Below are 25561 nucleotides of genomic sequence, written 5' to 3' on the forward strand. Positions count from 1 at the left end.
AGGCAACCATCAGTCGAAATAGCCGCGCAGCCCGAACGCGTAGCCAGTGTCCACGGTGGCCGGCCGGCCCCGGTTCCAGCGCTTTTTCAACACGAACTCGAACGCTGGCTCGTACAAGGCGTCGCGCACCACTGCGCCGGCCAGCACCTCCACGTCATACCAGCCATTGTCCAGCTCGATGATCGGCCGCCCCGGTACCTGGTAACGCGCCAAGAAGTCACCCAGCGTCTTGGGCGTGAAGTGCTGAAGGATCCGCCAGGTATACAGCATCAGCGCCCCGTGCTCGACGCGCAGCACATAGCCGTTGCGCTGGTGCTTCAGGCGGCTGCCAGCTTCGCGCAGCGCTGGTGTGTGGTTGTCCAGGGTGAACAGAATGCGGTACGGCAGGTTATCGACCCCGGCCAGTGGCAGCACCACACCTTCACTCACGGCTTGGTCGCCGCTGTCGTCATGGGTGAAGGCGTAGGCCAGGTCATCGGGCAGTTGCTGGTCCTGCTTGAACCGTTCGAGCAACTGGATATCGCCAAGCAGAAAGTAGTCGACCCCGTCATTGAGCACTTCGCTGAATTCGTGGCGCATCTGTTTTCCTTATTTGTTGCGCAGTGCCATAGCGGCATGGGGTTAGTGCTTCTGTGCGATCTGGATCAGGTTGCCGCAGGTGTCATCGAACACCGCGACGGTTACCGCCCCCTTGTTGGTAGGGTGCTGGGTGAACTGGACGCCGGCGGCGCAGAGCCGGGCATACTCTGCCTGAATGTCACGCACGGCGAAGGAGGTGGCAGGGGTACCGGCTTTCTTGAGTCTCGCATGGTTGGCCTGGGCCTGTTCGCTGTCGTACGCCTCCAGCAGCAACTCAACGCCGTTGGGGTCGTTGGGCGAGGTGAGGGTCAGCCAGCGGTGGTCGCCCATGGGGAAGTCCTGCTTGGGCTCGAAACCGAGTACGTAATGGTAGAAAGCAAGGGCTTTGGCTTGATTGTCGACGAGGATGCTGGTGACGACGATCTTCATGAGTGCACACCGTATGCCTAGGGTCGATAAGCATTAGTAAAGACGCTGACGGCCATTTGACCAGTGCGCTTGAGCCTACCCAGGGAAAACCTGCTCAAGCCATAGGCAAATGCTTGATCCGCCAGCCACCGCCCGGGCGCCTGCGGGGGTAAAGTATCAGCCATGATCCCGATTCCCGTGCGCCCAGGCCGGCGCCAGAGAGGTAAGCGTGGCTGCCTATACCCTGCGACAACTCAAGTACTTCGTCACCACGGTAGAAGCCGGTAGCGTGGCGGAGGCTTCGCGCCAGCTTTACATCGCCCAGCCGTCGATTTCCACGGCCATCAAAGGCCTGGAGGAAAGCTTCGGGGTGCAGTTGTTCATCCGCCACCATGCTCAGGGTGTGTCGTTGACGCCCAGCGGCAAGCGCTTTTACGCCAAGGCCAAGTCGCTGCTGCAAATGGCCCATGAGTTCGAACAAAACGCCCTGGCCGACAATGACACCGTTGCCGGGCAAATCGATATCGGTTGTTTCGAAACCGTGGCGCCGTTGTACCTGCCACGGCTGATTGCCGGTTTCCGCCAGCGCTACCCTGGCGTGGATATCCGCCTGCGCGACGGCGAGCAGCAGGACCTGATCCAGGGCCTGACGGCAGGCAGCTTCGACCTGGCGTTTCTCTATGATCACGACCTCGATGGCACCATCGAGGCCGAGCCGCTGATGCCGCCGCAAAAACCGTACGTATTGCTGCCGGAGAACCACCGTTTTGCCAGCCAGGGCCAGGTCTCGCTGCGCGACCTGTGCCCGGAGCCGATGATCTTGCTGGACGTGGCGCCCAGCCGTACTTACTTCGTCAGCCTGTTCAACGAACTGGGCCTCACGCCAAACATCGTCTTCAGTTCGCCCTCGATCGAGATGGTGCGCGGCATGGTCGGGCAGGGGTTCGGGTTTTCGCTGTTGGTCACCCGGCCGCATTCGCCCTACACCTACGACGGCCAGCGCCTGGTCATGCTGGACATCACCGAGCCGGTGGCGCTGTCGGGGCTGGCCGCGGCTTGGTTGAAGCGTGTACAGCTGACCAAGCCGGCGCAGTTGTTCGTGGCGTTCTGCCGCGAAGAGCTGGCGAAGTTCCAAGATCTGCAGCCGCAGCGCGGTGCCTGACGCCGTTCAGAACCAGCGGTCATTCTTCTTGCGCCCGCGGGTCAGCGCCGGCAGGATCAGCCCCGCCAGCAGGCCCGCGCCGGCGATGCTGCCACCGTAGACCATGTAGCGCATCATCACCTGTTTGTTCTCATCGCCCAGGCGCGCCTGGGTGTCGCGCAGCTCCGACTGGCTCTGGTCGTATTGCTCGTTGAGCGCCTTGTTGCGTGCCTCCAGCTCGTCGATCAGCTTCTTGCGCGAGTCCAGGGTTTCCTGCATGCCCTGCACGCGGTTTTTCCAGCTGTCGTCGATGGTCTTCAGCTGGCCGGTGAGCTCTGCCACCTGCGCATCCAGCAGCGGCAGCCGTTCGTTCTGGCCGGGAACCGCCTGCAGGTCCTCGCTGAGGATCCACACCACATCGCCATTCTGGCCGCGCACCTGGCTGTACTTGCCTTGGCTGCCAAGCAGGGTCAGCTTTTGCCCGGACTTGAGGGTGCCGACAATGCGATGGCCGTCGGTCGGCCCGCTACGCACATAGGTGCTCAGGCTGTCGCTGACCCAGCGTGCGTCGCTGGCGGCCTGTTCGGCATGCACGGGTGCGGCAAGCGCCAGCAGGGCGGCGATCAGGCTGCCGCGCAGGGCAGGGAGGGCGGAGGCGGTTGGGCGGGAATCGGGCATGTTGGTCTTCGCTGCAACGGAGAAAAAGTAGGCCGGTGACTGGGCCGATGAACCGGTCGGTGAGTTGACCGTCAGCGAATGACCTTTTTTTTGTCAGCAGGTTCACTGCCTGGCGTCGGAAATGTCTGCAGGATGTTGCAGCGCCCAGGCCGTGCCCGGGCGCTGCGCGTACGCCAGGCCACCACCCGCGCCACGGCGTTCGAGTCGGACCTGGACGAAGTGCGGCTGATCGTCGAGTACCCACTGTCGAATTCACCTTGGTAGCTTTCCTGCTCCTTTGGTTTGGGTGAATGTTTTGCGCCCGTTGGGTGAGGCAAGTCAGTCAAGTAATTTGGGGCCGCTTTGCGACCCTTCGCGGGCGCGCCCGTTCCCACAGGGGATCGCGCATTACTTGAGTTCAGCGCCAAACCTGTGGGAGCGGGCGCGCCCGCGAAGGGCTGCAAAGCAGCCCCTATAACGCTTAGTAGCCGTTACCGCTGCGCGGGTTCAGGTGTCTGCGGTTTCGCTCGCAGCCTGCGCCGTCTTGACCGACGCCTTTTTCTCCTGCACCACGATATAGAACTCTTCCCCATGCTTCACCGCCCCATACAGCACGGCTTTTTCGATCAGCTCGTTGCCGCGCAGCTGGCGCAGCATCATCGGGTCCTTGCGCAGGTCGCGGTACAGCGCCAGGCAAAGCAGCACCATCACCACCACAAACGGCAGGGCCACCACGATCGTCAGGTTCTGAAGCCCGGTCAGCGCTTCGCCAGGGTCCCGTGGGTCGCCGATCGCCAACATGATGGCCGCGACCGTCCCGGTCAGCGCGCCCCAGAAGATCACCGTGCGCCGCGAAGGTGCAGTGGTGCCGTGCTCCGACAGCGTGCCCATCACCAGCGACGCCGCGTCGGCGCCCGAGACAAAGAAGATGCCCACCAGCACCATCACCAGCACTGACGTCGCAGAGGCCAGTGGGTAGCTGTCCAGCAACTGGTACAACGCATGGTTGCTGTTGACGGCCCCGTTGGCCAGCTGGAAAGCACCTTCGCGCAGGGCATCGACGGCCGCGCCGCCGAAGATGGTGAACCACACCAGGCTGACCAGGCTCGGCACCAGCAGCACGCCGGTAACGAACTGGCGGATGGTGCGGCCACGGCTGATGCGGGCAATGAACATGCCCACGAACGGCGTCCAGGAAATCCACCAGGCCCAATAGAACACTGTCCAGCCGGCCAGCCAGCTGTTCATCTGCTCGCCACCGCTGGCGTTGGTACGGGCCATCATTTCCGGCAGCATCTTGATGTAGATGCCGAGCGAGGTCGGCAGCAGGTTCAGCATGAGCAGGGTCGGCCCGACCATGAACACGAACAGCGCCAGCACCAGGGCCAGCACCATGTTGATGTTGGACAACCACTGGATGCCCTTGCCGATGCCCGATACCGCCGACGAGACGAAGGCGATGGTCAGCAGGGTGATGATGGAGATGTAGAACAGCTTGCCAGGGCTTTCGATCCAGCCGTTGTATTCCAACCCGCCGGCGATCTGCAGGGCGCCCAGGCCCAGCGAGGCCGCCGAGCCGAACAGCGTGGCGAAAATTGCCATCATGTCGATCAGCCGGCCAAGCGGGCCGTTGGCGTGCTTGCCGATCAACGGCCGGAAGGCCGCGGAAATCAACTGTGAGCGGCCCCGGCGGAAGGTCCCGTAGGCGATGACCAGGCCAACGATGGCGTACATGGCCCAAGGGTGCAAGGTCCAGTGGAAGAGGGTGGTCGCCATCGCGACCTGCATCGCTTCGCTGGTCTGCCCGCTGGCCGAGCCGGGCGGCGGTGACACGTAGTGCGACAGCGGCTCGGCCACCCCGAAGAACATCAGGCCGATACCCATGCCGGCACTGAACATCATCGCCACCCAGGACACCGTGCGAAACTCTGGCTGTTCGCCATCACGGCCAAGCGGTACCCGCCCGTAACGGCTGGCGGCCAGCCACAGCACGAACATCACGAACAGGGTGGAGGTCAGTACGAAGAACCAGCCAAAGTTGAGAATGACCCACGATTGAGCGGTGGAGGCACTGCGCGCCAGGCTGGCCTGGTTGATGAAGCCCCAAAGCACGAAAGCGATGGCCAGGATGCTGGTGAAACCGAAGACCACCCAGTCCAGCTTGCCCTCGAAGCGCCGGTCCTGGCGGGCTTCTGCGGTTTTCGAGGGGTCGGTAACGCCAAGGTCGAGTGTTTCGTTGATGTGTTCCTTTACCATGAATGCTGAGGCCCCTGTGTGGCTTGCCTGTTCGTGCAGGCTTGTAGTTGTGTGAGCTACCGAGGGCGTTGGCGCCTCGGCCGGGTGGAGTGCTGGCGGGATTATCCTGCGCGGTCGGCGCCGGCACCTGTCCCGATAGCGTCCTGGGGCTGCCCTTGCGCGACTTGGCAAATACTTTTAGTTCTGGGGGCATTGGCCCTTTCTGTCTCGGCTTCTGGTACGCTGGTGAGCATTACCCGGGGCCGCACATCAAGCACCGTAGAAGCGCTGTCGCGTGCGGGCCCGGCCGTACCAGGAAACGGAGATTCGTAATAATGGCCACTGACCGTGTGAGCCTGATTCATTTCGATAAACTGAGCATGAGCCCTGCCGCAGCCGAGCGGTTCCAGCATGCTCTCGATGCGCTGGAAGCGCTCAAGCTGCAAGACCGTTACGTTTACCTCATCGCGCCTTACCTTGGGGATATCGCTGACGCTAGCGACGCCGACCAATTGAAGACGGCCTTGGAACAAGGCCTACGCGTTGTCGACGAGCTGGTGGCCGCCTACTCGGTCAACAAGGTCAAGGCCGATGAAGTGAGCAAAGTGTTCAAGGATGCTGGCGAGCGCGCGCGGGCCGAATTACCCGGCTGAACAGCATATGGCCAAAGACATCGACAACCCCTGCGTTTCGCTGTGCCAGCTCAACAGTGAGCTGTGCGTGAGCTGCGGCCGTACCCGCGAGGAAATCCGCAAATGGCGGGGCATGAAGCGCCCCGAGAAGATGGCGACCGTGCAGCGGGCGGCCACGCGCATGAAGGCCATCGCCAAGAAGGCGGCCAAGCGGCAGGTCAGTTAGGCCCTGCTGGCAGCCCATCAGCCCCCACAGGGGGCGCAAAGCATGAGGTCTGCACTGCTCCTGTGGGAGCCCGGCTTGCCGGCGATGGGCCGCACTCCTTTTTTTGCCCATAAAAGGTCCGCTAGTCGGCCTCTGATGGTCCAGACTGTATGCAGCCCCACACCTGATGCAGCCGACCAGCATTGCTCAAGCCATTGGTCACCCAGCGGGGCGGCGAAGTTACAACTGCCGAGGGTCGTTGATGATCAAGCGTTGCCTGCGCCACGCCTTGCCCTTGTTGTGCCTGATGCTGCTGCCCCTGGCGGCGGTAGCCGATGACACATGCCGGCGGCTGACCGCCACCGGTAACCCGGAATACCCGCCTTACCTGTGGCGCGATCCGCGCAACCCGCAGCAGTTGATGGGTGCCAATGCCGATTTGCTCAAGCACCTGGGCAAGCAGCTCGGGCTGGAGATCGACGTGGTTTACGCGGGGCCGTGGTCACGCGCGCAGGAAGAAGTGCGCACTGGTCGGATCGACCTTCTGGCCGGGTACTTTCGCACCGAGGCGCGGCAACAGCACATGGACTTCATCGAGCCACCGTTCCTGGCCACCCCCAGCGTGGTCTGGGTGCGCCAGGGTGACGCCTTTGCCTACCGGCAATGGGCGGACCTGAAGGGCCGCAAGGGCGGTACGTTGGTGAACAACAGCCATGGCCAGCAGTTCGACGAGTACGCGCAGGCTCATCTCACGCTCGAAGCGGTACCCACTGCTCGCCAGGCGTTCGAAAAACTGGTGCACAAGCGCAGTGCCTACGTGGTTTACGAACAGTACCCAGGCATGGCCCTGGCGCGCACACTGGGTATTGGCGGTGCCGTGCAGGTACTGCAGCCACCGGTCTCCAGTGAAGGGTTGTACCTGGCCATTTCGCATAATTCACCCTGCAACCAACCACAGCTGCGCGCAGCACTGGCCCGGGAGATGGCCAGGATCGTGGGCGGAGCCCTGCCGCAGCAGTTGTTGAAGCAGAACATGGAGCAATGGCAATGACAGGTCGTGCGCCGGCCGTTGCTACAGCGCGTGGGCCAGCTGCTCGGCTTCCTTGGCGTTGCTGACGTTGACCGCGCCAGGCAAATGCACATCATTTTTTGCCGCCAGCAGCTCGGCCATCACGCTGACGGCGATTTCCGCCGGGGTCTTGCTGCCGATATAGATGCCTATCGGTCCATGCAAACGCTGCAGCGACGCTTCGCTTTCGCCGAAATGCTCGATCAGCCGCTCACGGCGCAGTTGGCTGTTGCGCCGCGAGCCGATGGCGCCAATGTAGAAGGCCGGGCTGTGCAAGGCTTCGAGCAAGGCCAGGTCGTCCAGCTTGGGGTCATGGCTGACGGCAACGATGGCGCTGCGCACATCCGCCTTGAAGGCACGGACCACATCGTCTGGCATGCCTGGCAGCAGGGTAACGCCGGGGATGCTCCAGCCTGCCGTGTATTCCGGGCGCGGGTCGCACAACGAGACACTGAAGCCGTTGAACAGGGCCATGGTTGCGAGGTACTCGGCCAGGGCGCCAGCACCGATTAGGAGCAGGCGGTAACCAGGCCCAAGGGTGCTGCACAGGCGCTGGCCATCAAACCTGAACAGTTGTGGGGTAGCGGTGGCAACCAGGCTGGCAGCACCCGTGTGCAAGTCGAGTTCGCGACACATCAGGTTGCCGCTGTCCAGGCTGGCCAGCAGTTGTTCCAGGTGCGACAACGCGGGCGCGAACTCCAGCACCAGTTCAAGGGTGCCGCCGCAGGGCAGGCCGAAACGGTGGGCTTCGTCGGCGCTGACGCCGTAGCGCACCACCTGCGGCTGGCCGCTGGGCATGCCGGGGCCGCCATAGGCGCTGGTGTAGCGGTGGATCAGGTCGTCCTCGATACAGCCACCGGATACGCTGCCAACCACCCGGCCATCGCTGCGCAGCGCCATCATCGAGCCGACCGGGCGCGGTGAAGAGCCCCACGTACGGGCGACCGTGGCAAGCAGGGCGCGGTGGCCGCCGGCAAGCCAGTCGCGGGTGGTGCGCAGCACCAGCAGGTCGATGCTTTCCATGGAAACTCCGTTACAACGCTGTCGAGAAGGTTGGCTCAGGCATGCCCCCTTCAGCGCATATGCAAGATGATGGGGCTACTGCTGGCCGGGTCGGTGTGCCCGCGCAACTTGCTTACCGCCTGCGCGTCCACCGCGCCGCCCTGGTTGCCCCAGGCCGAGCGCACGAACGTCAGCACTTCGGCGATCTCCTTGTCCCCCAGTTGCTCGCGAAAGGCCGGCATACGGTAAGCATCAGGCACTCCAGCAGACACTACCCGCTGTGAACCGTTCAAGGTGATATTGATCGCCGACGCGTCTTCTTTGGCCAAAGCCGATGTAGCCCCGGCCAGTGGTGGCATCGATGGCGCCTGGCCCTTGCCGTCCAGGCCATGGCACGACGCGCAGCGGGTCACGTAGGTGTGCGCCCCGGGGGCGTCCAGCCGCTCGGCAGCCGACACCGCCTGGTACTGCCAGGGCGCGCCATCGCGCTGAGGGTCACCGGGCAGCGAATTCAGGTAATGGGCGATGGCGGCCAGGTCGTCGTCAGTCATGAACTGGGTGGAGTTGTTGAATGCCTCGGTCATCGAACCGAATACCACGGCATGGCGGTTGCGGCCGGTCTTGAGGAACTGGGCGATTTCCGCTTCGCTCCAGCGCCCCAACCCGGTGTTGTGGTCCGCACGCAGGCTCGGTGCATACCAGCCATCGAGCAATGCCCCGGCCAGGTACGCTGTGCCGCTGTCGTCCAGGGCCTTTTCGTTGAACGCCAGGCCACGCGGCGTGTGGCAACTGCCGCAGTGGCCAGGGCCCTGGACGATGTAGGCACCACGGTTCCACTGCGCGTCCTGCCCCGCCTGGGCGGTGTACGGCGCAGTCGGGGCGAACAGGCCGTTCCACAGCGCAATGGGCCAGCGCAGGTTCAGCGGCCACGGGATATCGCTGGGCAGGTTGGCTTGCTTGGCCGGCTGCACGCCGTGCATGAAGAACGCATACAGCGCCTTTACATCGTCGTCGCTGAGTTTGGCGTACGAGGGGTAGGGCATGGCCGGGTACAGGCGCCGGCCACCGGGCGCCACGCCGTGGCGCACGGCGCGGTCGAAGTCCGCCAGGCTGTAGGCGCCGATGCCAGTGTCGCGATCGGGGGTGATGTTGGTGGCATGAATGGCCCCCAGCGGGGTGGCCATTTGTAGCCCGCCGGCGAACGGTTGGCCCTCTGGCAGGCTGTGGCAGGCGACGCAGTCGCTGAGCCGGGCCACGTATTCGCCACGGCTGACCAGCGCTGCGGCGGCGGTATCCGCCTGCGCGTCGGTGAACGGCGAAGCGGGCTCGCGGGTGACATACCAGGCCAGCAGGCCCGCCGCGATCAGGCACGGCAGCGCCAGCCAACCAGCGGTTCTTGCGAAGCGATGGGTCATGGGGCAATCCTCGTGCGTCAGCTGAAGGTGTGGCGGCTCATTGGCAGGCTGCGTACGCGCTGGCCGGTCAGTTGCGCCACCGCGTTGGCCACTGCCGGCGCGACTGCGGGCAGTGGCGGTTCGCCAATGCCGCCCATTTTCGCCCCGCTTTCGACAATGCGCACATGTACCCGTGCCATGCGCGAAGGCGGCAGGATCGGGTAGAGGTCGTAATTGCGCGCGCGCGGCTTGCCATCCACGTACACCGCTTCTTCCACCAGCGTCTGCGACAGGCCCAACGCCACCGCCCCATTGACCTGGTGCTCGATGATGGCCGGGTTGACGATACTGCCGGGGTCGATGGCCTGCCAGATATCGTGCACCTTGACCTGGCCGTTCTCCATCGACACTTCGGCGATGACGGCTGCGTGCGAGCCGAAGGGCGAGGCCATGGCCACGCCACGGGCCCGCTTGCTGCCATCTTCGGCGGTGAACGGCCCGCGCTTCCAGCCCCCGGACAAGTCGGCGACCGCGTTCAGCAGGGTGGTCAGCCGGGGGTTGTCGCGCAGCAGGTGCAGGCGCAGTTCGAACGGGTCCTTGCCACCTTTGTCGGCCAGTTCGTCTAGAAACGACTCATAGAAGAAATCGTTCAGCGAGTTGCCCACCGAGCGCCAGTAGCCGAGCATGGCCGGGCCTTTGACATAGACCTGGGCAATGCGTTTGTTGGCGATGGCATAGGCCTTGCCCGACAGCCCCTCAAGCGCGGTGGGGTCGACCTTGTCGCCCTGCTTGCCCGCCAGGGCCTCGGTCGGGCCTTCGGTGGCGCTGACCGCTTCGATGGCCACCGGCAGGCCGTCGGCATCGAGCCCAGCGCGGAACTTCACCACGGCGACCGGGCGCAGTACATCACGCAGAAACTCTTCTTCGCGGCTCCAGATCAGTTTGACCGGCCGGCCCACCGCCTTGGCCAGGGCAATGGCCTGCGGGTAGGGGTTGGCCGATTCGTACAGGAAGTGGCGGCCGAAGAAGCCGCCCAACAGTGGCGAGTGCAGGTTGATCTGGCTGGTTTGCAGGCCGGTGCGTTGGGCGATGTCGTCGCGGAACATGTCCGGGGCCTGGTTGGGCAGCCAGACATCCAGCGTGCCATCGGCATTGAAGCGGGCAAGGGCCGACGGTGGCTCCAGCTGGGCATGGTTCAGGTACTGGTTGTGGTAGCTGGCCTCGACCCGGGTCTTGGCATTGGCCAAGGCACCCGCTACATCGCCTTCGTTTTCTTCATCGCGCGCCGGGCCATCGACCGTGGCCAGGTGCTCGCGCCAGCCGTCGCTGGAAAAATCAGCCGGCATCGCCCGCAGGGTGCTGTCGGCGGCTGGTTCTTGCCAATCGACTTGAAGGGCTTCGACGGCGCGCTTGGCGTGCCACCAGCGTTCAGCGACCACCGCTACCGCCCCTGGCAACTGATGCACCGAGTGCACGCCGTTCATGGCCTTGACCTGGCCTTCGTTACGCAGGCTGCCAACGGTCATGCCCAGGCGCGGCGCATGCTGTACGGCGGCGTGGAGCATGCCGTCCACCTTGATGTCGATGCAGTATTGGGCTTTGCCGGTGGATTTGTCGTAGGCATCCAGGCGCCGAACCGGCTTGCCGATCCAGCGGAACTGGCCAGGGTCGCGCAGCTTGACGCTGGCCGGATCGGGTACCGGCAGGTCCATGGCCCGCCCGGCCAGTTCGCCGTAAGGCACCGAGCGGCCGCTCATGGTATGTACCACGTTACCCGGGGTGCTCGACAGTTCGGCCACCGGCACCCCCAGTTTTTCGGCGCCAGCCTGCAGCAACATGGCCCGGGCGAGGGCGCCCAGGCGGCGCATGGTGGGGTAGCTCAAGCGTACCGACATGCTGCCGCCGGTAATCCGCATGCCGTTTTCCATCACCACATAGGCTTCGCCGGGTGGCGCGCTTTCGACCACGAAGTGCGCGGGGTCCACGTCCAGCTCTTCACCGACGATCTGGGCCATGGCGGTGAACGGGCCCTGGCCGCCTTCAATGAACGGGCTGAGCAGGCGCACCGTACCGTCTGGGCGAATTTCCAGAAACGCCGGCACTTGGGTGCCGCGTTCTGCTGTGGCCACGGCGGCGGCTTGCACCCGCGGCACGCCCACCGGCAGGCCGAAGCCCAGCACCAGTGCGCCCACGGCAGTGCCGGCGAGGAAGCGACGGCGTGACAGGTTGACCGTTTCGCCGTGCTGCAGGGCGAGCAGTTCGGCAGGGGTATCGACGGGTGTGTTCATCAGGCCTGCTCCCCTTGGGCCAAGTCGTGCATGGCGGCATGGATGGCGTTGTAGGTGCCGCAGCGACACAGGTTGACCATGGCTGCGTCGATCTGCTCGGCGCTGGGTTTGGGCGTGTGCTTGAGCAGCGCGGTGGCCGCCATCACCTGGCCGGACTGGCAGTAGCCGCACTGAGCCACCTGGTGGTCGACCCACGCCGTGACCACCCGTTGGCCGACCGGGTCGGCTTCGATCGCTTCGATGGTGGTGACCTCGCGGCCGACCACGCCGGCCACCGGGGTGACGCAGGCACGGACCACGTTGCCGTCGACCAGTACCGAACACGCGCCGCACTGGGCCAGGCCGCAGCCATACTTGGTGCCGGTCAGCCCCAGGTCATCGCGGATCACCCACAAGAGGGGCGTGTCGGCGTCCGCCTCGACCTGGTAGGTCTTCTGGTTGATGCGTAGTTCCATGGTTCACCTGCCAGTCATCGGTTGTTGTCGCGGGGTCATGTCGGGTGGGGAATACATTGTTCCCCGGTGGGGAAACGCTAGCACAGGCCAGCGGCCACCGGTTTGAACCGGGTGGCAGGTTCAGAGAATCAGGCAAGTAATCCGTTGGAATGCGCAACTGGGCAGCCAGGCAGGACGTGCGCGGTAAAAACCCGGATAATGCCGGCCAATTTCGTCTTGCACGCTTAAATCACGGTAATCCCGCATGGAAATCAAGGTTAACTTTCTCGACAATCTGCGCCTCGAAGCGAAGTTCGACGACTTCACGGTGATCGCCGACCAGCCGATCCGCTACAAAGGCGATGGTTCGGCCCCGGGCCCGTTCGACTACTTCCTGGCGTCTTCGGCCTTGTGTGCGGCTTACTTCGTCAAGCTTTACTGCCAGACCCGCGACATACCGACAGAAAACATCCGCCTGTCGCAGAACAACATTGTCGACCCGGAAAACCGCTACAACCAGATCTTCAAGATCCAGGTGGAACTGCCCGAGGACATTTCCGAAAAGGACCGCCAGGGTATCCTGCGTTCCATCGACCGCTGCACGGTGAAGAAAGTGGTGCAGACCGGCCCGGAGTTCGTCATCGAGGTGGTCGACAACCTCGACGCCGATGCGCAGGGCCTGCTGATGCCGGTGTCCGATACCAGCACCTGCATCCCCGGCAAGGACCTGCCGCTGGAGCAGACCATCGCCAACATGTCGGGCATTCTCGCCGGGCTGGGGATGAAGATCGAGATCGCCTCATGGCGCAATATCGTCCCCAATGTGTGGTCGCTGCACGTTCGCGACGCGCAGTCGCCCATGTGCTTCACCAACGGCAAGGGCGCTACCAAGGAGGCCGCACTGGCCTCGGCGCTGGGCGAGTTCATCGAACGGCTGAACTGCAACTTCTTCTACAACGACCAGTTCTGGGGCGAAGACCTGGCCAATGCCGCGTTCGTGCATTACCCCGACGAGCAGTGGTTCAAGCCCGGCCCGCGCGACGCGCTGCCGGCCGAGATTCTCGATGCGCATTGCCTGGAAATCTACAACCCCGATGGCGAACTGCGCGGCTCTCACCTGTACGACACCAACTCGGGCAACACGGCGCGCGGGATCTGCTCGCTGCCGTTCGTGCGCCAGTCTGACCAGCAAGTGGTGTACTTCCCGTCCAACCTGATCGAAAACCTGTTCCTCAGCAACGGCATGAGCGCTGGCAACACCCTGGCCGAGGCGCAGGTGCAGTGCCTGTCGGAAATCTTCGAGCGGGCGGTGAAGCGTGAAATCCTCGAAGGCGAATTGTGCCTGCCGGATGTGCCGCACGAAGTCCTGGCCAAGTATCCGGCCATCCTTGCGGGTATCCAGGGTCTGGAAGCGCAGGGCTTCCCGGTACTGGTCAAGGATGCCTCGCTGGGGGGTGAGTTCCCGGTCATGTGCGTGACCCTGATGAACCCGCGCACCGGTGGCGTTTTCGCCTCGTTCGGTGCCCACCCAAGCCTGGAAGTGGCGCTGGAACGCAGCCTTACCGAACTGCTGCAGGGGCGCAGCTTCGAGGGCCTGAACGACCTGCCGCAACCGACCTTCGAAAGCCATGCGCTGACCGAACCGAACAACTTCGTCGAACACTTCATCGATTCCAGCGGGGTGGTGTCGTGGCGTTTCTTCAGCGCCAAGGCCGACTTCGAGTTCGTCGAGTGGGACTTCTCTGGCCACGGCGCAGACTCCAACCAGCAGGAGGCGGCCACGCTGTTCGGCATTCTGGAAGACATGGGCAAGGAAGTGTACATGGCGGTGTACGACAACCTGGGCGCCACAGCCTGCCGTATCCTGGTGCCGGGTTATTCCGAGATCTACCCGGTCGAAGACCTGATCTGGGACAACACCAACCGCGCCCTGGCGTTCCGTGCCGACATCCTCAACCTGCACAGCCTCGACAGCCGCTCGCTGAAACTGCTGCTCAAGCGCCTGGACAACTGCGATGTCGATGACTACACCACCATCACCACGCTGATCGGTGTGGAGTTCGACGAAAACACCGCCTGGGGCCAGCTGACCATTCTTGAACTCAAGCTGCTGATCTGCCTGGCCGTGCAACGTTTCGAGGAGGCCAAGGAACTGGTCGAGGCGTTCTTGCAGTTCAACGACAACACCGTCGAACGCGGCCTGTTCTACCAGGCGCTGAATGTGGTGCTGGAGGTGCAACTGGATGACGAACTGGAGCTGGGCGACTACGAGGCCAACTTCCGCCGCATGTTCGGCAATGCGCGCATGGACGCGGTGCTGGGCTCGGTTGACGGCAGCGTCCGCTTCCATGGCCTGACCCCGACCAGCATGAAGCTCGAAGGCCTCGACCGGCACCTGCGGTTGATCGAGAGCTACAAGAAGCTGCATGCGGCGCGGGCCCGCTTCGCCTGATAGCGGCTTTAGACAGCGCTGAATGGCGCTGGCAAGGCATGCAGCATGTCGGGCAAACCCGCCCCGGAACTGCTCAACGCCTTGCCAGCGATATAGCCAAAGGTCATGCCCGGCCCCAGGGTAATACCGCCGCTCGGGTAGTGCCCGCCCATCACGCTGTGCATATCGTTGCCCACCGCATACAGCCCGGGAATAGGCTGCGCCTGCTCGTTCAGCACCCGGGCCGCCGCGTCTGTTGCCAGGCCGGCAAACGTTCCAAGGCTGCCGGGCAACAGCTTGACCGCGTAGAACGGCCCGTTCAGCAGGGGCCGTAGCGAGGGGTTGGGCCCGTGCAACGGTTCCCCTTGGGCGCGGTTATAGGCTGACGCGCCTCGGCCGTAAACGGGGTCCAGGCCTTGGGCCGCATGCTGGTTGAACGCCGCCACCGTGCACTGCAACTGCGCCGCATCGATGCCACAGCGCTGCGCCAGTTGGGCCAGGCTGTCGCCCTTGTGCAAGTAGCCACAGCGTTGGTAGATGCGGGTGGAGAACGGAAAGGGTTTGGCCCAGCCAATGCCATAGCGCCGTTGCGCGGCATGGTCGCAGATCAGCCAGGCCTGCGCCGGCTCGCCCTGCGGCGTGGCGGCGAACAATGCATTCATGAAGTCGTGGTAGCAGTCGGCCTCGTTGGCGAAGCGCCGGCCATCGCTGCGTACCGCAATGAAACCGGGTTTGGCGCGGTCGACCAGGTGTGGAAAGTGGCCATGACTGCCATCGCGGCGTGGCACCTGCGACACGGGTGCCCAAGCCCCGGCATGGGCACCGCAGCTATGTACCTGGCCACCGGCCTGTTCGCCCAGGCGCAGGCCGTCCCCGGTGTTTTCCCGGGGCGCGGCAGAATAATGCTGGTGACCTTGCGGCGCATGCGGCACCAGTTGCGCAATACGCTGACGATCATGCGGGAAGCCCCCGCAAGCCAGCACCACGCCACGGCGCGCATGAATCACCTCGCCGTCGGCAAACTGTGCGCCGCCGACCCGGCCTGAGCCCAGCAGGCGCGTGGCCGCCTTGCCGGTCAGCACGGTCACGCCCAGATCGAGCGCACTGCGCAGCAGGCGTGCCACCAGCGCGTTGCCATTGACCAGCTGCTGGCCGCGACGGTGCAGCAGCAGATCGCGGCCATGGCGCAGCAGCCGCCTGCCGACATGCATGGCCGCCTTGGGCGAGCGGGTGGCGTTGAAGAAGGCGGCCATGTCGGCGCCCCCGGCAATGCCCATGCCGGCCAGGCTGAGAATGTCCAGCGGCGGGCGCAGCTTGCGCAGCCAAGGCCCCAGCCGGCGCCCGTCGTAGGGCAGTGCGCACAGCGAGCGGCCGCCGTGCGCACTGCCGTCACCTGCGTGCATGTCGGGCATGCGGCTGCCGCTTTGAAACTGCACGGCAGTGTGCCGCTGGAAAAACGCCACCATTTCCGGGCCGTGGTGCAGAAACGCCCGTTGGCGTGCATCCAGTTCACTGACATGGGTTTGCGCGCGCAGGTAGCGCTCCGGGGCGTCGCCCGTCTCGACGATGCCCTCGGCAACGGCCAGCGGGTTGCGGGGTATCCACAGCCAGCCGCCCGACCAGGCGCTGGTGCCACCCAGGTGGGTGGCCTTTTCGGCGATGATTACCTGCTGGCCATGGTGTGCCGCAGTCACGGCGGCCGCCAGGCCTGCCCTGATGCAGGTGTTCAGTGCCGAGCAGCCGCGCCTCAGTGTGCCGCAAGCCGCCCGCCTGTCAGGTCTCACCCCCAGCGCTGCGCGGCGTTTTCTGCTGACCTTGGTGCATGAGGGTTTCGCCCAGACCGACAGCCGTGAGTACTGGCTTACGCCCAAGGCCTTGCGCCTTGGGCAGGCCTATGTGGACTCGGCGCAATTGCCGCGCATGCTGCGGCCGATCATCGAGCAGGTGGCGCGGCATACCCAGGAGCATGTGTCGGTAGGCACCCGCGATGGGGACGAAATCATTCACCTGGTGCGCAGCCGCTACAGCCATGTGGCGTCGTTATCGATCCAGCCAGGTTCGCGGGTGCCGATGTATTGCACGGCCGGGGGGCGGGTGTGGCTGGCCTGGCTGGGGGAGGGCGCGCAGGCCGAATACTTTGCGCGTAACGCGCTGCAGGCGTTGACGCCGTATACGCAGACTGACCCTGTGCTGCTGCAGGCCGAGTTGCAGCGGGTGAAGGCGCAAGGGTTCTGCATCGTCGACCAGGAATATGAAATCGGCATGCGCGTGCTGGGTGTGCCGTTGCTGGACCGCGCCGGCCAGTTGCAGGCGACCCTGACCATTACCACCCATGCCTCACGCTTGAGCATGGATGAAATCCGCTTGCGCTATCTACCGGCACTGTACGAGGCCCAGGCATTGTTGCGGCCGGTGCTGGGTTGAGCCCAGCACCGCAGGCCGCCGGGTCTACAGGGCGTCGGCCATAACTTGGTCTTCGCCCAGGAAGCCGCCACTCTGGTGCTGCCACAGCCGGGCGTAGGTCCCTTGCTTGGCCAGCAGTTCGGCATGGGTGCCTTGCTCGATGATGCGGCCCTCATCCATCACGATCAGCCGGTCCATGGCCGCGATCGTCGACAAGCGGTGGGCAATGGCGATGACCGTCTTGCCCTGCATCATTTCATCCAGGCTCTCCTGAATCGCCACTTCCACTTCCGAGTCCAGCGCACTGGTGGCTTCGTCCAGCAGCAGGATCGGCGCGTTCTTCAACATCACCCGGGCAATGGCAATGCGCTGGCGCTGCCCCCCAGACAGCTTGATGCCGCGCTCGCCCACCAACGTGTCGTAACCACTGTTGCCCTGGCGGTCGCTGAGCTGGTCGATGAACCCATCGGCCTGGGCATTGGCGGCGGCGGCGCGGATCTGCGCGTCGGTCGCATCCGGGCGGCCATAGGCAATGTTGTCGCGAATCGAGCGGTGCAGCAGTGAGGTGTCCTGGGTGACCATGCCGATCGCACTGCGCAGGCTGTCCTGGGTGACCTTGGCAATGTTCTGCCCGTCGATGCGGATTTCACCTTGGTCCACGTCATAGAAGCGCAGCAACAGGTTGATCAAGGTGGACTTACCGGCACCCGAGCGCCCCACCAGGCCGACTTTCTCGCCGGGGCGTATGTGCAGGGTCAAGTCGTTGAGCACCTGGCGCTCGCCGTTGTAGTTGAAACTGACCTGGTCAAAACTGACCGCGCCACCTTTGCTCACCAGCGTGGTCGCATCCGCTGCATCCTGCACCTTGGGGCCGCGGGTCAGGGTGCCCATGCCGTCCTGTACGGTACCGATGTTCTCGAACAGCGAAGTGATCTCCCACATGATCCAGTGCGACATGCCGTTGATCCGCAGGGCCATGGCAGTGATCGCGGCTACCGCACCGGCGCCGACCTGGCCCTGGTGCCACAGCCACAGTGCATAACCGCCGGCGCCCATGATCAAGGCCACGACCAGCGCCTGGTTGACGATTTCGAACAGGCTGACCAGGCGCATCTGGCGAAAGCCGGTCTGCTTGAAATCCTCCATGGCGGCACGCGCGAAATGCGCTTCACGGTTTGAATGTGAGAACAGTTTCACCGTGGTGATGTTGGTGTAGGCGTCGGAAACCCGCCCGGTCATCGACGAGCGGGCGTTGGCCTGTTCCTGCCCGACCTTGCCCAGGCGGGGGACGAAATAGAGCATGGCCAGGCCGAACAACAGCACCCAGGCAATGAAGGGCAGCATCAGTTTCAGGGCAAAACCACCGGCCAGGGCGATGATCGCGATGAAGTACACGCCGATCCCGGGCAGGATCTCGATAAGGGTGAACAACACGTCGCGTACTGCCAGTGCTGTCTGCATCACCTTGGTGGTGACCCGGCCAGAAAATTCGTCGGAGAAGAACGACAAGCTCTGGCGCAGCATCAGCCGATGGAAGTCCCAGCGCAACCGTAGCGGCAAATTGATTGCCAGCACCTGGTGCTGCACCATGGTGCGCAAGGCCACCAGCCCGACGCTGACCACCAGCACGATACCGATGCCCCACAGCACGCGGCTTTCCTCGGGGCTGACGGTGCTGCCCGCCTGCCAGGCGGCCAGCAGGTCCACTACCTGGCCAAGGAAGGCGAACAGCCAGGCCTCATAGACCGATACCCCGGCACTGAGCAATGCCAGCACCAGGATGTAACCACGGGCGCCGCGCGTACAGGCCCACATGAAGCGCAACAGCCCCATGGGCGGCGGCGGCACCTCGTCGGGCGGGAAGGGGTCGAGCCTGCGCTCAAAAATACGAAGCATGCTTGTCTCCGGGCATCTGCTTTGGCGTAACCGATAACCATACAGCACTGGGCGCAATCCGCCTGCCAATAGACACCTGCGGCGCACATTCGATCAAGCCGGCGGGCTTGACAGGTGTCTGCTTCCCCTACCATTATCCAGCCATCTCCACGCAACGGGCTTGCCAGCATGTCCATGACCAACCACGCCATCTTCGCTTCGGGCTTCAATGCCCAGGCTGGTGCGTGCGTTGCCGTTGCCAAGAAATCCAAGAAACAGCCGCTCATCTGACCGAGGCGCGCTGTCTCGTCAGGTGGGCTGACGAGACAGAAGGCGCAAGGCAACCCCGCCCCGACTCCCTCCACTCTTCGCCCTGCTGACGCTGACTTTCGGTCAACATCAGGAGTTTTTGCATGTCGAATTTCCGTGGTATCTGGATCGCCCTCGTCACGCCCATGCGCGCGAATGAAATCGACTTCGCCGGGCTGGAAAAGCTGGTGAAGCATTTGCTCGAAGAGGGCGTGGCCGGTTTTGTGGTGTGCGGTACTACGGGTGAGGCTGCGGCGCTGTCCAAGGCCGAGCAACTGGCGGTGCTGGATGCCGTGCTGGGCTGGGTGGAGCCGGGCAGGGTGGTGATGGGGTTGTCGGGTTACAACCTGGATGAACTGCTGGCCTTCCAGGCGCAGGTCCAGCAGCGGCCGCTGGGCGGGCTGCTGGTTCCCGCACCGTGCTATATCCGCCCTTCGCAAGCGGGTATCGAAGCCTTCTTCCGCACCGTCGCCGATGCCGCCCGCGTGCCGGTGATCGTCTACGACATACCTTACCGTACCGGCGTACGCATCGAGCAGGAAACCCTGCTGCGTATCGTGCGCCACCCGCGCATTGCTGCGGTCAAGGACTGCAGTGGCGACCTGGAAACCACCCTGGCGCTGATCCAGGACGGTAACGCCCAGGTGCTGGCCGGTGAAGACCTGCAGATCTTCAACAACCTGTGCCTGGGGGGCGCGGGGGCCATTTCGGCTTCGGCGCATGTGCGGGCGGACCTTTACGTGCGCATGCTGCGCCAGGTGGACGCAGGTGACTGGGCGGCGGCACGCGGTACTTTCTACCAACTGCTGCCATGGCTGAAAATGGCCTTTGCCGAGCCCAACCCGGCTGTGGTCAAGGCGGCATTGATGCTGCAGAACCTGATTGGCGATGAGGTGCGCGCCCCTATGCAGGCGTGCACGGCGGCGACCCGGGGCAAGCTGCAAGAGGTGCTGGCCGCATTCGGCGCCTGAGCCAGGGTATCTTCACGGGGGCACGGGGAGTAGCATCGGCCCCATCCGCCTTCACCGCGTCCAGGTTTTCGACCTGGAGCTGTGTCAGAAGGCATCACGCCCCCTCGACCCGGTAGCCTTGCCACAGCCATGCCAGACGGTTTCCCAGCGTTGCCCTCGCTTAACGCGCTACGTGTTTTTGAAGTGGTCGCCCGCCACCTGAACTTTCGGCTGGCGGCCGAGGAGCTGGGCGTGACCCAGGCCGCTGTTGCGCAACAGGTACGCGGGCTGGAGGCGAGCCTTGGCCTGCGCCTGTTCGAGCGCCTGCCCCGCGGCCTGGCGCTGACCGATGCGGGCCTGGGCTACAGCGCCAGCATCCGCAACGCCCTGGCCATGATCGATGAGGCGACGCGCCTGCTCCGGCCACAGGCTGCCCACCTGACGGTCAGCGTGACCCCGACCTTTGCCTCGAAATGGCTGATACCCCGGCTCGGCGCGTTTGCCCAGCTCCACCCAGACATCGATTTGCGGGTGTTGGCGACCGATCGGTTGTCGCACTTCGGCACTGACAGCGTGGATGTTGCCGTGCGCTATGGCAACCCGGACGTCGGCGCGGGGCTGAACAGTGAACGGTTGATGGAGCAGCGGATTGTCGCGGTAGCCAGCCCGGCCCTGTTCAAGGGGGCCCACGCGCCCACTAGCTTCGCGCAATTGCAAGCGTTCGTCATGCTGCACGACGCCCACGATTTCTGGCCCAGGTTCCTGGCCGAGTTGTTCCCCCAGCACGGTCAACCCAGCGCCCGGAATCTGCGCTTCAACCAGACCTCGCTGGCTATCGACGCCGCCCTCAGCGGGCAGGGCATTGCCTTGGCCAGCCTGGCCTTCGTCAACGAGGACATCGCCGCTGGCAGGTTGAGGCAGGTGTTCGACCATGAATTGCGGCTCGACAAGTCGTTCTACCTGGTATGGCCACGCAAGCTGCAGCAACCCAAGGCGCTTGGTACCGTGCTGCAATGGCTCAAGGACCAGGCCGGCCCTCGCTGAGCCGGTTCGGCTAGTGTGCGTACTTCCTTGCCCCGGCCACACACATCACCGCCCCCAGCGTGACCACCAGCATCATCCAGCTGACGTGTTCGTGCAGCAACAAGGCTGCCAGGCCAAGCCCCATGAAGGGTTGCAGCAGTTGCAGTTGGCCCACGGCCGCAATGCCACCCTGCACCAGCCCCCGGTACCAGAACACGAAGCCGATCAGCATGCTGAACAGGGACACGTAGCCAAAGCTGAACCATGCAGGGGCGCCTGCCCTGGCCAACACATCCGCGGTCGGCAGGTTGGCGATGGTCAGCAGCAGCATCAGCGGCAGCGCCACGATCAAGGCCCAGCTGATCACCTGCCAGCCCCCCAGCCTTCTGGAAAGGCGCGCGCCCTCGGCGTAACCCAACCCGCAAACCAGCACCGCCGCCAACATCAGCAGGTCACCGCTTGCCGACGCTTCGGCGCCATTGAGCAATGCGTAGCCTGCGACCAGCCCGGCACCTGCAAACGAGAACAGCCAGAACAACGGCCGCGGCCGCTCCCCGCCACGCAGTACGGCAAACCCGGCGGTGCACAGGGGTAAAAGCCCCACGAACACGATGGAGTGGGCAGAACTGATGTGCTGCAGGGCCAATGCCGTGAGTAGCGGAAACCCGATCACCACGCCCAGTGCGGTCACGGCCAACGGCAGCAAGTCAGCACGTTGCGGGCGAGGCTGCCTCAGCAAGATCAGTACGAGCGCACCCAGCAGGCCGGCGATGGACGCCCTGGCGCAGGTCAGGAAGGTGGGCTCGAAAGCTGCCACAGCCACCCGCGTTGCCGGTAACGAGCCAGCAAAGATGGCGACGCCGATAAACCCGTTGATCCACCCGCTTGTTGTTTTTTCCATGGCCATACCCTTCGTTCATTCAGGCCCCAGTACAGCACCGACAACACGAGGAAGGCCATGTACAATCCAGTACAGTTGAACCGAACTGTTATGCCTATGAAACCAGTACAGTCGAGGGTGTGATGAGCCGGAACGGAACGCGGATTGATGCGGTGATGGGCGAAATCAAATCGCGGATAGCCTCGCGAACCTATACCCCTGGTGCCAGAATACCCTCGGTGCGGGCCATGGCGCGGGCCCTGCAGGTGTCGGTGTCTACCGTGCTGGAAGCCTATGAACGCTTGATGGCCGAGGGGCTGCTCAATTCCCGCCCGGGCTCTGGCTTTTACGTCGCCGGGCCGGTCGCGCCATTGGTGCTGACCGAACTGGCGCCCAGGCTCGACCGGGAAGTGGACCCGTTGTGGATCTCGCGCCAGTCCTTGGAAACTGCCAGCGACGCGATGAAACCGGGGTGTGGCTGGCTGCCTGCCGCCTGGATGTACGAGGCGGGCATGCGCAAAGCGTTGCGCACCCTGGCGCGTTCCGACACCGTGAAGCTGACCGACTACGCCTCACCGCTTGGGCATCCGCCGCTCAGGCAGTTCTTGTCGCGGCGTTTGGCGGGGACCGGGATCGAAGCCCCGGCAGACCACATCATGCTCACCGAGTCCGGCACCCATGCCATTGACCTGATTTGCCGCTTTCTGCTGCAGCCGGGTGACACGGTGCTGGTCGACGACCCGTGCTATTTCAATTTCCACGCCCTGCTCAAGGCACACAGGGTGAACATCGTCAGTGTGCCCTACACGCCGGCAGGCCCGGACATCGAGGCGTTCGGTGCTGCCTTGCGTGAGCATGCGCCACGGTTGTACATAACCAATGCCGGGATTCACAACCCGACCGGCGCCAGCCTGTCGCCGGTCACGGCACACCGGCTGCTGAAGTTGGCCGACAGCTCCAGCCTGGTGATCGTGGAAGACGAGATTTTCGCGGATTTCGAGGCCACACCGGCGCCTCGCCTGGCGGCCTTCGACGGGCTTTCGCGGGTCATCCAGATCGGCAGCTTTTCCAAGACCATCTCCGCCTCCATTCGCTGCGGCTACATTGCTGCGCGTGGTGAATGGATCGAGAGCCTGGTCGATCTGAAGATTGCCACCACCTTCGGCGGTGGCCGCCTCGGTGCAGACATCATTTACCAGGCCATTACCGACAGTGGCTACCGCAAACACATGGAGGGTGTTCGCCAACGCCTGGCCCAGGCAATGACCACAACGGTCGCCAGGCTGCGCGCCCTGGGCATCGAGCCTTGGATAACGCCCCAGGCAGGCATGTACGTGTGGTGCCAGTTGCCCCACGGTAAAGATGCCGCCACGCTGGCCAAGGCCTGCTTGAGCGAAGGCGTGGTGCTGGCCCCTGGCAATGCATTCAGCCAAGCCGGTACTGCCGGTGATTTCCTGCGTTTCAACGTGGCCCAATGTGCAGATGACAGAATCTGGGACGTGTTGGCGCGGGCGTTGCGCGGTTGAGAGGTCTAGGGCCCGGCGCCATCCCCGTTGCCCGGCCGGGCGGTGACCCGTAAGGTTCAGTGGCATCTGCTTCATCAGGTCGCAATGCCAGGTTCATGCTGTGGCGTTCGGATTTTGGATTATCGTTTGGCGCAATCGCCAGTCATGGATCAAACGAATATGAGCGATACCCTTCAGGCCGACCGTAGCCACTGGGCTGTTTTCCTGATTTTTTTGCGATTGGGCCTGACTTCGTTTGGCGGCCCCGTCGCACACTTGGCTTATTTCCGGGATGAATTCGTTGTGCGTCGACAATGGCTAAGCGAGCGCAGTTATGCGGATTTGGTCGCCCTTTGCCAGTTTCTGCCCGGGCCTGCAAGCAGTCAGGTCGGCATCGCGCTTGGGCTGGGCCGCTTGGGCTATGGCGGTGCACTGGTTGCCTGGATGGGCTTCACCCTACCGTCGGCGATTGCCTTGATCCTCTTCGCTCAGGGCCTGGCCAGCTATGGCGATGCGGTGCCCACTGGCGTGTTGCACGGTTTGAAGGTGGTGGCGGTGGCGGTAGTCGCACAGGCGGTATGGGGTATGGCGCGTAATGCGTGCACCGATGCACCGCGTATGGCCATCATGGCGGCAGCCACTTGTTTCGTGCTGCTGCTGCCGTCCGCTTTAGGGCAAGTGGGCGTCATTGGCGTTGCCGCACTCATCGGTCTATTGCTGTTCAAGCCCCAGCCAGGGGCATGCCATGATTCACTGCCCATCAGCATTCGCCGTCGTGCAGGCTTATGCTGGCTCGCCTTGTTCTTGACCTTGCTGCTGGGCCTGCCGCTCCTGGCAACGTTGTTCCCCGGTCAGATGCTGTCGATGCTGGACGCTTTCTACCGTTCGGGCTCGCTGGTCTTCGGTGGCGGGCATGTGGTGCTACCGCTATTGGAGGCGCAAGTCGTGCCATCTGGGTGGGTCGACAAAGACGCATTCCTGGCTGGCTATGGCGTGGCTCAAGCCGTCCCAGGGCCGCTTTTCACCTTCGCAGCCTACCTTGGCGCCTCGATGAACCAGGCGCCCAGCGGCTGGGTGGGGGGCCTGAGCTGCCTGGTGGCGATTTTCGCGCCTGCGTTCCTGCTCGTTGTGGGTGTCTTGCCGTTCTGGCAGCGGCTGTTGCGCAACAGCGGCACCCAAGCGGCACTGCTGGGCATCAATGCGGCAGTGGTAGGGCTATTGCTTGCCGCCTTGTATCAGCCCGTATGGACGAGCGCGATTCGCGCCCCACATGACGTCGGCCTGGCCCTTGTGGCGCTGGTTGCCTTGATGTTCTGGAAATTGCCGCCGTGGCTGGTTGTACTCGGCAGCGGTGGCCTGGGCTGGCTGTTGGATATCGCCCTGACAGGCTGATTGCTGATGTCTGCAATCGCGGGGGGATTGCCCGGAGCGTTGCGTCACTGCCCCGCTGGCCTGAAAACATAAATCACCGAAAGGTGCTTGACCGTAGAGAACGATCGTTCTACATTGGCCCCATGAGCAGACCAACGATAGATCACAGAGACCAGATCTTGGCGACCGCCGAGAAACTCATCTACGAAAACGGGATTCATGCAACGGGCATGGATTTACTGGTGAAAACTTCGGGCGTGTCGAGAAAGGGCATCTACAACCACTTCGCCACCAAAGATGATATTGCCGCTGCGGCCTTGGGTGCCCGCGACGTACGCTGGATGCAGTGGTTCAGGACTGAATGCGATAAAGCAGCCACGCCATACGCTCGCATACTGAACATGTTCACTGTGTTGAAAGGCTGGTTCGAGTCGGATGGTTTTCGCGGTTGTGCATTCATCAACACGGCAGGCGAGGTCGGGGACCCTGAAGACCCCATCCGCCAGATCGCTAAGTTGCACAAGCAGAAACTCCTGGACTACACGTTTGAACTGGCTGAGCAATTGAATGTTCGGCAACCGTTGGTCTTGGCCCGGCAGTTGTTTGTCCTGATCGAGGGCGCGATCACCACGGCGCGTGTCATGGGGGATTATCACGCTGCTGATGATGCCATGGAAGTTGCGCAACTTTTGCTGAAAGAGTTTGCGCCCTGACGTTTGAATGCCTGAAGTTGTAATCACACTTTGCTGCCCAACTCGACTGGAGACATG

Annotated in this window: 22 protein-coding genes and 1 pseudogene; 12 read left to right on the forward strand and 11 right to left on the reverse strand. The window is 63.7% G+C overall.

Annotated elements, in window-relative coordinates:
* Positions 1-9 precede the first annotated feature (9 nt).
* Entirely contained in the window at positions 10-579 is a 570-nt protein-coding gene (locus QME24_RS01635; RefSeq protein WP_054903946.1) for a hypothetical protein, read from the reverse strand.
* Between the two features lie 42 nt (positions 580-621).
* Positions 622-1008 (reverse strand): VOC family protein, encoded by a 387-nt coding sequence (locus QME24_RS01640; RefSeq protein WP_054903947.1) that lies wholly within the window; start codon positions 1006-1008, stop codon positions 622-624.
* Positions 1009-1216: 208 nt separating this feature from the next.
* Between QME24_RS01640 and QME24_RS01645 the strand changes: the two genes are divergently transcribed.
* A complete protein-coding gene (locus QME24_RS01645) occupies positions 1217-2149 on the forward strand; it encodes a LysR family transcriptional regulator (RefSeq protein WP_029887319.1) in 933 nt (310 codons plus the stop codon).
* A gap of 6 nt (positions 2150-2155) precedes the next feature.
* Here the strand turns inward: QME24_RS01645 and QME24_RS01650 are convergent, their stop codons facing one another.
* Complete coding sequence (locus tag QME24_RS01650; RefSeq protein WP_054903948.1) at positions 2156-2806, reverse strand: TIGR04211 family SH3 domain-containing protein; 651 nt, start codon at positions 2804-2806, stop codon at positions 2156-2158.
* A 159-nt stretch (positions 2807-2965) separates the two neighbouring features.
* Between QME24_RS01650 and QME24_RS01655 the strand changes: the two are divergent.
* Positions 2966-3070: pseudogene (locus tag QME24_RS01655) on the forward strand (hypothetical protein); the annotation flags it as partial.
* A gap of 222 nt (positions 3071-3292) precedes the next feature.
* Here QME24_RS01655 and QME24_RS01660 read toward each other — a convergent pair.
* Positions 3293-5041, reverse strand: coding sequence for a BCCT family transporter (locus QME24_RS01660; RefSeq protein WP_054903949.1), 1749 nt, complete (start codon positions 5039-5041; stop codon positions 3293-3295).
* A gap of 314 nt (positions 5042-5355) precedes the next feature.
* Between QME24_RS01660 and QME24_RS01665 the strand changes: the two genes are divergently transcribed.
* From QME24_RS01665 to QME24_RS01675, 3 genes are all read left to right on the forward strand, one after another.
* Positions 5356-5673, forward strand: coding sequence for a hypothetical protein (locus QME24_RS01665; RefSeq protein WP_054903950.1), 318 nt, complete (start codon positions 5356-5358; stop codon positions 5671-5673).
* Between the two features lie 7 nt (positions 5674-5680).
* Entirely contained in the window at positions 5681-5878 is a 198-nt protein-coding gene (locus QME24_RS01670) for a DUF1289 domain-containing protein (RefSeq protein ID WP_029887314.1), read from the forward strand.
* Between the two features lie 241 nt (positions 5879-6119).
* Complete coding sequence (locus QME24_RS01675; RefSeq protein ID WP_054903951.1) at positions 6120-6908, forward strand: transporter substrate-binding domain-containing protein; 789 nt, start codon at positions 6120-6122, stop codon at positions 6906-6908.
* Positions 6909-6929: 21 nt separating this feature from the next.
* Here the strand turns inward: QME24_RS01675 and QME24_RS01680 are convergent, their stop codons facing one another.
* From QME24_RS01680 to QME24_RS01695, 4 genes are read right to left on the reverse strand one after another with little or no spacing between them, the layout of a single operon-like run.
* Positions 6930-7949 (reverse strand): XdhC family protein, encoded by a 1020-nt coding sequence (locus QME24_RS01680; RefSeq protein ID WP_047149645.1) that lies wholly within the window; start codon positions 7947-7949, stop codon positions 6930-6932.
* Between the two features lie 50 nt (positions 7950-7999).
* Complete coding sequence (locus QME24_RS01685; RefSeq protein WP_054903952.1) at positions 8000-9343, reverse strand: cytochrome c; 1344 nt, start codon at positions 9341-9343, stop codon at positions 8000-8002.
* A gap of 17 nt (positions 9344-9360) precedes the next feature.
* Positions 9361-11610, reverse strand: coding sequence for a molybdopterin cofactor-binding domain-containing protein (locus QME24_RS01690; protein WP_280091314.1), 2250 nt, complete (start codon positions 11608-11610; stop codon positions 9361-9363).
* Positions 11610-12065, reverse strand: coding sequence for a (2Fe-2S)-binding protein (locus QME24_RS01695; protein ID WP_009686563.1), 456 nt, complete (start codon positions 12063-12065; stop codon positions 11610-11612). Before QME24_RS01695 ends, QME24_RS01690 begins: the two co-directional genes overlap by 1 nt.
* A gap of 244 nt (positions 12066-12309) precedes the next feature.
* Between QME24_RS01695 and QME24_RS01700 the strand changes: the two genes are divergently transcribed.
* Positions 12310-14496: an OsmC domain/YcaO domain-containing protein gene (locus tag QME24_RS01700; protein ID WP_054903954.1), complete on the forward strand. Its 2187-nt coding sequence runs from the start codon at positions 12310-12312 to the stop codon at positions 14494-14496.
* A gap of 8 nt (positions 14497-14504) precedes the next feature.
* Here QME24_RS01700 and QME24_RS01705 read toward each other — a convergent pair whose 3' ends face one another.
* On the reverse strand, positions 14505-16226 hold the full coding sequence (locus QME24_RS01705) for an FAD-dependent oxidoreductase (protein ID WP_054904035.1): 1722 nt from the start codon (positions 16224-16226) through the stop codon (positions 14505-14507).
* Here QME24_RS01705 and QME24_RS01710 point away from each other — a divergent pair.
* A complete protein-coding gene (locus tag QME24_RS01710) occupies positions 16135-16899 on the forward strand; it encodes an IclR family transcriptional regulator C-terminal domain-containing protein (RefSeq protein WP_054904036.1) in 765 nt (254 codons plus the stop codon). The two genes, QME24_RS01705 and QME24_RS01710, sit on opposite strands and share 92 nt — an antisense overlap.
* Positions 16900-16923: 24 nt before the next feature.
* Here the strand turns inward: QME24_RS01710 and QME24_RS01715 are convergent, their stop codons facing one another.
* Positions 16924-18774, reverse strand: coding sequence for an ABC transporter ATP-binding protein (locus QME24_RS01715; RefSeq protein ID WP_054903955.1), 1851 nt, complete (start codon positions 18772-18774; stop codon positions 16924-16926).
* Between the two features lie 392 nt (positions 18775-19166).
* Between QME24_RS01715 and dapA the strand changes: the two genes are divergently transcribed.
* Positions 19167-20033 (forward strand): 4-hydroxy-tetrahydrodipicolinate synthase, encoded by an 867-nt coding sequence (dapA, locus tag QME24_RS01720; RefSeq protein WP_054903956.1) that lies wholly within the window; start codon positions 19167-19169, stop codon positions 20031-20033.
* 129 nt (positions 20034-20162) lie between these two features.
* Positions 20163-21056: a LysR substrate-binding domain-containing protein gene (locus QME24_RS01725; RefSeq protein WP_054903957.1), complete on the forward strand. Its 894-nt coding sequence runs from the start codon at positions 20163-20165 to the stop codon at positions 21054-21056.
* 10 nt (positions 21057-21066) lie between these two features.
* Here the strand turns inward: QME24_RS01725 and QME24_RS01730 are convergent, their stop codons facing one another.
* Positions 21067-21936, reverse strand: coding sequence for a DMT family transporter (locus tag QME24_RS01730; protein WP_054904037.1), 870 nt, complete (start codon positions 21934-21936; stop codon positions 21067-21069).
* 122 nt (positions 21937-22058) lie between these two features.
* Here QME24_RS01730 and QME24_RS01735 point away from each other — a divergent pair, with 122 nt between their 5' ends.
* The 3 genes from QME24_RS01735 to QME24_RS01745 all read left to right on the forward strand — a co-directional run bounded on the left by QME24_RS01735 (position 22059) and on the right by QME24_RS01745 (position 25504).
* Complete coding sequence (locus QME24_RS01735; RefSeq protein ID WP_232892135.1) at positions 22059-23441, forward strand: PLP-dependent aminotransferase family protein; 1383 nt, start codon at positions 22059-22061, stop codon at positions 23439-23441.
* A 159-nt stretch (positions 23442-23600) separates the two neighbouring features.
* Positions 23601-24812 carry a chromate efflux transporter gene (chrA, locus tag QME24_RS01740; RefSeq protein WP_280091323.1) on the forward strand — a complete coding sequence of 404 codons (1212 nt, stop codon included), beginning with the start codon at positions 23601-23603 and terminating at the stop codon, positions 24810-24812.
* 122 nt (positions 24813-24934) lie between these two features.
* Entirely contained in the window at positions 24935-25504 is a 570-nt protein-coding gene (locus QME24_RS01745) for a TetR family transcriptional regulator (RefSeq protein WP_280091315.1), read from the forward strand.
* The last annotated feature ends 57 nt before the right edge of the window (positions 25505-25561 follow it).

It is taken from the genome of Pseudomonas sp. PARCl1, from assembly GCF_947311875.1.
GTDB classification, from domain to species: Bacteria; Pseudomonadota; Gammaproteobacteria; order Pseudomonadales; family Pseudomonadaceae; genus Aquipseudomonas; species Aquipseudomonas juntendi.